Raw genomic sequence first — 6,426 nt, 5'->3', positions numbered from 1 at the left:
CGCCCGTCATCGAGGACCCGGCGGAAGGCGTCGATGTCGCTGGCCACCACCGGGGTCCCGGTCGCCATCGCCTCGAGCAGCACGATCCCGAAGCTCTCCTGACCGGTGTTCGGGGCGCAGTAGACCTGCCCGGAGGCGAAGACCCGGGGCTTGTCAGCGTCGGAGACCATGCCGACGAGGTCGACCCGCGAGCGCAGGGTGGGCTCCAGCCGGGCCCGCACCGCCGCCCCGTCACCGGGCCCCGCCACCAGCAGCCGGACACCGTCGATCTCGGCGGCGAGCGCCGGCAGGGCTGCGAGCAGCACGTCAAGGCCCTTGCGCGGCTCGTCGATGCGCCCGAGGAACACGACGGTGGGCCGCCCGTTGTCGTAGTCGGGCAGGGGCCGGGCGCCGGCGAAGTTCTGCACCGCCACCCCGTTCGGGATCAGGATGGCGTCGGCGCCCAGATGCTCGACGAGGGTGCGCCGGGCCGCCTCGGAGACCGCGATCCGAGCCCGCAGCTTCTCGAACGACGGCTGCAGCGCGCCCTGGGCCGCGGTGAGGAACCGCGACCGGGGGTTGGCGGTGTGGAAGGTGGCGACGATCGGTCCGTCGGCCAGCATGCAGGCCAGGAGGCTGACGCTGGGCGCGGTCGGTTCGTGGGCGTGCAGGACATCGAAGTCGTGCTCACGCAGCCAACGGCGGACCCGGGCGGCCGAGACCGGGCCCATCAGGAGCCGGGCGACGGAGCCGTTGTAGGGCAGCGGTAACGCCCGACCCGCGTCCACCGCGTAGGGCGGCAGGGTCCGTTCGTCGTCCACCGGGGTGATGACGGACACCTCGTGACCGGCGGCGATCAGGGTCTCGGCGAGGTCACGCACGTGCGCCTGGACCCCACCCGGTACGTCCCAGGCGTAGGGGCAGGCCAGACCGATCTTCACGGCGGCGTCATCCGTCGTCGCGCCAGATCCGCTGGAGCATGTGCCAGTCCGCGGGGTGCGCGGCAACGCCGGCAGCGAAGGCGTCTGCGAGTCCCTGCGTCATCGTCGGGATGTCGCTCGGCTCGACGGCGGGATGGATCCGCCCGCTCCACCCGTCATGGTCGAACCAGAGCGTGGCGGGCAGCAGCGCCGCTCCGGTGCGCAACGCGAGCGCCGCGGGCCCGCCGGGCATGGTGACCGTGGCGCCGAAGAACCTCACCGGGATCCCGCCGCGGGAGAGATCCCGGTCCGCGAGCAGGCAGAGCATCCCCCCGGCCAGCAGGCGGTCGGTAAGCAGGTCGAACGGAGGAGCCTGCCCGCCGGTCAGCGGGACGACCTCCATGCCGAGTTCCGAGCGGAAGGCCAAGAACCGCTCGAAGAGCGCCTCCGGCCGCAGGCGTTCGGCGACGGTCGTGAACGGCACGCCATTCGCCACCAGCCAGGCGCCCGCCTGCTCCCAGTTGCCCATGTGCGGCAGCGCCACGATGGTCCCTTTCCCGCGGGCGTGCGCATCCCACAACCGATACTGGTCCAGCAGCCGCAGCCGGCCGACGACACGGTCCAGACCGATCTCCCGGAAGCGGAACACCTCCAGCCAGTACCGCGCGTAGGAGCGCATCGCCGCCCGGGTCAACCGGTCCAGATCGGTTCCCGGCGGCGCCACCCGGGCGAGATTCGACCGCAGCCGGCGCACCCCCCGCCCGTCGCGGCGGTAGGCCAGGTCGGCGCCGAACCGGAACGCCGCGGCGGCCACGGGCTGCGGGAGCAGCCGGACGCCGCGCCAGCCCAGCGCGTAGGCGAGGTCGGTGAACCGCCCGGCTGCCGCCGCCCGCCCGCCCGTCGTCAACGCTCGGCTCTTCGTCGGGTCGTCTCGATGACCGCTCAGCGGCCGTTGCGGCCGGGGCCGAAGGTGGTCGCGGTCCGGGACGCAGCCGCGGTCCGGGACGCGGTGGTCGGGGCCGCCCTTGACGTCAACGGGGAGGGAGGGTCCCCCGCGCGGTACCACTGCCGGTAGACGTGGACGACCCGTTGGACGACCGTCAGCGTGGTGGCACCGACGAGGAACCACAGCGCCGCGGGCAGGAGGTAGGGCACCCCGAGGCCGTACAGCCCGGCGGCGACCAGCAGGATCAGCAACCGCTCGCCCCGTTCGGCGAACCCCACGTCACAGGTGAAGCCGAGTCCCTCGGCGCGGGCCTTGACGTACGAGGTGATCGACCCGGCGACCAGGCAGATCAGGGCCGCACCCGCCAACGGCAGGGAATCGCCGTCGCCAGCGTACCAGAGGACGAGCGATCCGAAGATCGCGCCGTCGCCGACCCGGTCGGACGTGGAGTCGAGAAAGGCCCCCCACTTGGAGGAGATACCGCGGGCGCGGGCGATGACCCCGTCGAGCAGGTCCGAGAAGACGAACAGCGTGATCACCACGGTGCCGAGGAAGAACACCCCGCGGGTGAAGAACCCCAGAGCCCCGCCCGCGACCCCGACCATGCCGATGATCGTCACGACATCCGGCGACACCGACGACCGGGCGGCCCACTGGCTCACCGGGTCGAGCAACTTCTGGATCTGCGGTCGTGCCTTGCTAGCGAGCATGTCCGTCCCGTCGTCCCGCGTGGTCGTCCCGCGTGCGCCCGACTTCGGGCGGTCTTCACAGTACAGCCGCCACGATCCGCGCATTCCCGACCACGGCCGCCCTCGGGCTTGTGTCCCAGGTAACAGGGGAGGACTCTGCCGTTACCGAACAGGCCGTTACCTCCCAGTCAAGGAGGCGAGGATGTCATCAGCCTCGTGCGATGTGCGCAACGTCGTCCTGGTAGGCCACACCGGCGCGGGCAAGACGGCTCTGGTGGACCGTCTGCTCGCCACCGACGGGCCGCCGGACCGCCAGAACGGCGACCGTCAGACTACCCAGACCAGCTACGTCGGCCATGCCGATCCCGAGCGTCGCCCGGCACGGTCGGTCAGCCTCACCCTGTGTTCGGTCAGTCATCGCGGTCTCACGATCAATCTTCTGGACACCCCGGGCTATCCCGACTTCGTGGGCGAGCTGCGGGCGGGCCTGCGGGCCGCCGACGCCGCTCTGTTCGTCGTCAGCGCGATCGACGGGGTGGATGGCGCGACCGGCATGGTGTGGGCGGAGTGCGCCGGGGTCGGCATGCCCCGCGCGATCGTGCTCACCCATCTCGACCATCCCCGGGCCGATTTCGCGGCGGCCGTCGAGGGCTGCCAACGGGCCTTCGGGGCCGGCGTGCTGCCGGCCTACCTGCCCGAGCGGGAGGCCGGCGCCTCGATGCGGCTGGTGGATCTGCTGTCCGGGCGGGTGCGGGAGTACCCGGACGGCGGCTGCCGGGAACTCGCGACCCCGGCCGACCTCACCGGCCGGTACGCCTCCGCCCACGCCGCCCTGGTCGAGGGGATCATCGCTGAGAGCGAGGACGAGGCCCTCCTCGACCGGTACCTGTCCGGTGATGAGCCCGACACCAAGCTCCTGCTCGGCGATCTGGAGACCGCGGTCGCCCGCGGGACGTTCTTCCCGGTGTTGCCGGCCGGTCTGCTTCCGGGTTCGACCTCGGGTCCGGGCGCCGGTGCAGGGAGCGATCGGGGCGGCGGGCGGGCCGGCGGTTTCGGCTCCGTCGAACTGCTGGACCTGTTCGTGCAGGGGTTCCCCTCGCCGCGGGAGCATCTCCTGCCGCCGGTGAGCCGCCCTGACGGCTCCCCCTGCGAGCAGAGCCACGGCAATCCGGCCGGGCCGCTCGTGGCCGAGGTCGTGAAGACGACCACGGACCCTTACGTGGGCCGGATGTCGGTGGTTCGGGTGTTCTCCGGCACGCTGCATCCCGACGATGCGGTGCACGTCAGCGGGCACGTCAGCGGGCACGGCAGAGCCACGGCCAGGCACGCCGACCACGACGACGACGAGCAGGTCGGGGCGCTCTCCCGGCCGTACGGCTCGGTTCTGCACACGGTGGGCGAGTGCCCGGCCGGCGGCATCTGCGTGGTGACGAAGCTCAGCACCGCCGAGACCGGCGACACCCTCTCCGATCGCGACGACCCGCGCTACCTGCCCGCATGGTCGATGCCCGAACCGCAGCTCCCCGTCGCGATCAGTGCCCGAAGCCGCGCGGACGAGGACAGGCTGTCGACCGCACTCGGCCGGCTGGCCGTGGAGGACCCGACGCTACGGATCGAGCAGAACCCCGAGACCGCCCAACTCGTCCTGTGGTGCATGGGCGAGGCCCACAGCGACACGGTCCTGGAACGGCTCGCCCAGCGCTACGGCGCCGCGGTGGACCGGATCGCGCCCCGGATCCCGCTGCGGGAGACACTGCGTGCCCCGGCACGCGGACTCGGCCGTCAGGTCAAGCAGTCCGGTGGGCACGGTCAGTTCGCGGTATGCCAGATCGAGGTCGAACCACTCCCGGCGGGTGGGGGCTTCGAGTTCGTCGATGAGGTGGTCGGCGGCGCGGTTCCCCGGGCCTTCATCCCGTCGGTGGAGAAGGGCGTCCGGGCGCAGATGGCGCAGGGCGTCCGCACCGGCCATCCCATGGTTGATCTACGGGTCCGCCTCGTTGACGGCAAGGCGCACAGCGTCGACTCCTCGGACATGGCCTTTCAGATCGCCGGCGCACTGGCGCTCAAGGACGCGGCCCGGGCCGCCGGCGTCGTCGTGCTCGAGCCGATCCTGGCCGTTGACGTCCTGGTACCCGACGAGTACGTCGGGGCCGTGATGGGCGACCTGTCCACTCGCCGAGGACGGGTCGTCGGGATGGAACCCGTCCCTGGCAGGCCCGGGGCCACCCCCCGGGCGGTCATTCACGCAGAGGTCCCTGCGAGCGAAATGATCCGATATGCGATTGAACTACGGTCCTTGAGCCACGGCACGGGTAGCTTCACGCGGAACCATCGCGGCTACGAGCCGATGCCACCACAGCTTGGGGATGCCCTGTCGGCGTGAAGCGAAAAAACAGCATAAAGCAGGAATCATACATAAAGTAGTAAAGGCGAACAATCGGCAACCTTCGGCCCAGTTCAGGAAGGATCGCCGACGGGAGACATCCGCGACCGCACACCCGCCGCACCGGGCAGGACGCCGGGCGGGACCCGGTGCGGCGGGCAGCCCCGACGGTGGTGCCCCGACCCGGCTGCGGCCTCCACCGGGCCCGGTGCTACCCGCCCTGCTCGTCGGACGCGGTCTGCGCCCAGGCCTGGGCGAGCATCTGCCTGGTCTGCCCGAGCAGGGCGGGCAGCACCCTGGTCGCGCCCACCACGGGCATGAAGTTCGTGTCACCGCCCCACCGCGGCACCACGTGCTGATGCACGTGCGAGGCGATCCCGGCGCCGGCGACATCCCCCAGGTTCATGCCGGTGTTGAACCCGTGGGCCCCGCTGGCGGCCCGCAGCGCACGGAGCGCGTGCTGAACGAAGAATGCCATCTCGACGATCTCTTCGGGGTCCATGTCGGCGTAGTCCGCGACGTGGCGATAGGGCACGACGAGAAGGTGCCCGGCATTGTAGGGGTACAGGTTGAGGACCGCGTAGACGCTTTTACCCCGGGCAACCACGAGGCCGTCCTCGTCGGACATCCCGACAATGGAGCAGAATGGGCATTCATCGTCACGGGAGCGGCCCTCACCCCTGATATAAGCCATGCGATGCGGGGTGTAGAGCCGCTGGAAAGCATCCGGACCGCCGACCCCCGCCTGCTCCTCCAGGGGAACCCCCTCGGGTGAGAGCTCGGCCGTCACGGGGCGACCGCCACGGCACCGCCCCGGCCGAGCCGAGTGAACATGCAGGCAGCGCCCATCGAGCGGGCCATGGATACCGGAACCTGCTCGGCCATCAGCAAGGGCGCTGCCTCCCCGGGACGAGCTCCCCAGGGGGGAGCAATATCATCTCGTCAATTTATCAGGATCTGAGCGACGAGAGACGCCCCCGGTAGGCGAGGAGGCTCGCGTGCGGGTGCGGTCCGGCGCATGAAGAGGGAGACTGACGGCGTGGGGGGGTCGCCGCCGGTCTCCCTCGAGTGACGTAATCGGTTTCGAACCACGGCGCCCTGGATCTGACGCGCGGATGATGCGCACGAGGGGTCCGCGACCGAGAGGAGCCCTCCCGGCGCAACCCCGCGAGAAGCCATCGCGACAACCTTGCGACAGCCCGAGCCCGTTACGCCCTGCCCGGCCAGCTTAGCGGACGTTAAGCCGATCTGTACAGCGTCAGCGGCACCTTCATGGGGGAAAACGCTAATCGGACCCGGCGTGGACCCAGCTCGCAAACCAGTGACCTGACCTGCGGAAAGGGGCGGGACGCACAACGATGCCGATCAACCATGGGCCAACCGGTATATCAACGACCACCGGAATCGTTCCACGGCGACGCACGGCGTCGACCATCCCCAGCGCGCGGAACTCCACGGGCACCACGAATCAACAGCATGCGCCCGAAAGATGGGCAGTCCCGCCCCCAA

General features: G+C 70.8%; 5 protein-coding genes. 1 reads left to right on the top strand and 4 read right to left on the bottom strand.

All coding sequences use genetic code 11. The annotated features are described in order from the left end of the window. The 3 genes from AC08ON_RS01580 to pgsA form a co-directional block, all read right to left on the bottom strand. The coding region (locus tag AC08ON_RS01580; RefSeq protein ID WP_476616326.1) for a glycosyltransferase family 4 protein at positions 1-920 on the bottom strand (920 nt) is incomplete at its 3' end. A 7-nt stretch (positions 921-927) separates the two neighbouring features. Further along, on the bottom strand, positions 928-1,806 hold the full coding sequence (locus AC08ON_RS01575; protein ID WP_476606167.1) for a phosphatidylinositol mannoside acyltransferase: 879 nt from the start codon (positions 1,804-1,806) through the stop codon (positions 928-930). Positions 1,807-1,841: 35 nt separating this feature from the next. Further along, a complete protein-coding gene (gene pgsA, locus AC08ON_RS01570) occupies positions 1,842-2,555 on the bottom strand; it encodes a phosphatidylinositol phosphate synthase (protein ID WP_476606168.1) in 714 nt (237 codons plus the stop codon). A gap of 181 nt (positions 2,556-2,736) precedes the next feature. Between pgsA and AC08ON_RS01565 the strand changes: the two genes are divergently transcribed. Then, positions 2,737-4,917: an elongation factor G-like protein EF-G2 gene (locus AC08ON_RS01565; RefSeq protein ID WP_476606169.1), complete on the top strand. Its 2,181-nt coding sequence runs from the start codon at positions 2,737-2,739 to the stop codon at positions 4,915-4,917. Between the two features lie 211 nt (positions 4,918-5,128). Here AC08ON_RS01565 and AC08ON_RS01560 read toward each other — a convergent pair whose 3' ends face one another. Further along, positions 5,129-5,707 (bottom strand): HIT family protein, encoded by a 579-nt coding sequence (locus AC08ON_RS01560; RefSeq protein ID WP_011435802.1) that lies wholly within the window; start codon positions 5,705-5,707, stop codon positions 5,129-5,131. Positions 5,708-6,426 lie beyond the last annotated feature (719 nt).

Source organism: Frankia sp. CoWAU3 (assembly GCF_977971855.1).
The sequence above is the reverse complement of the archived record's forward strand: the minus strand, read 5'-3'. Positions and strand labels throughout refer to the sequence as shown.

Coding starts and splice junctions, on each gene's coding strand:
- pgsA (WP_476606168.1), bottom strand. CDS start 2,555: ATGCTCGCTAGCAAGGCACGACCGCAGATCCAGAAGTTGCTCGACCCG.
- AC08ON_RS01565 (WP_476606169.1), top strand. CDS start 2,737: ATGTCATCAGCCTCGTGCGATGTGCGCAACGTCGTCCTGGTAGGCCAC.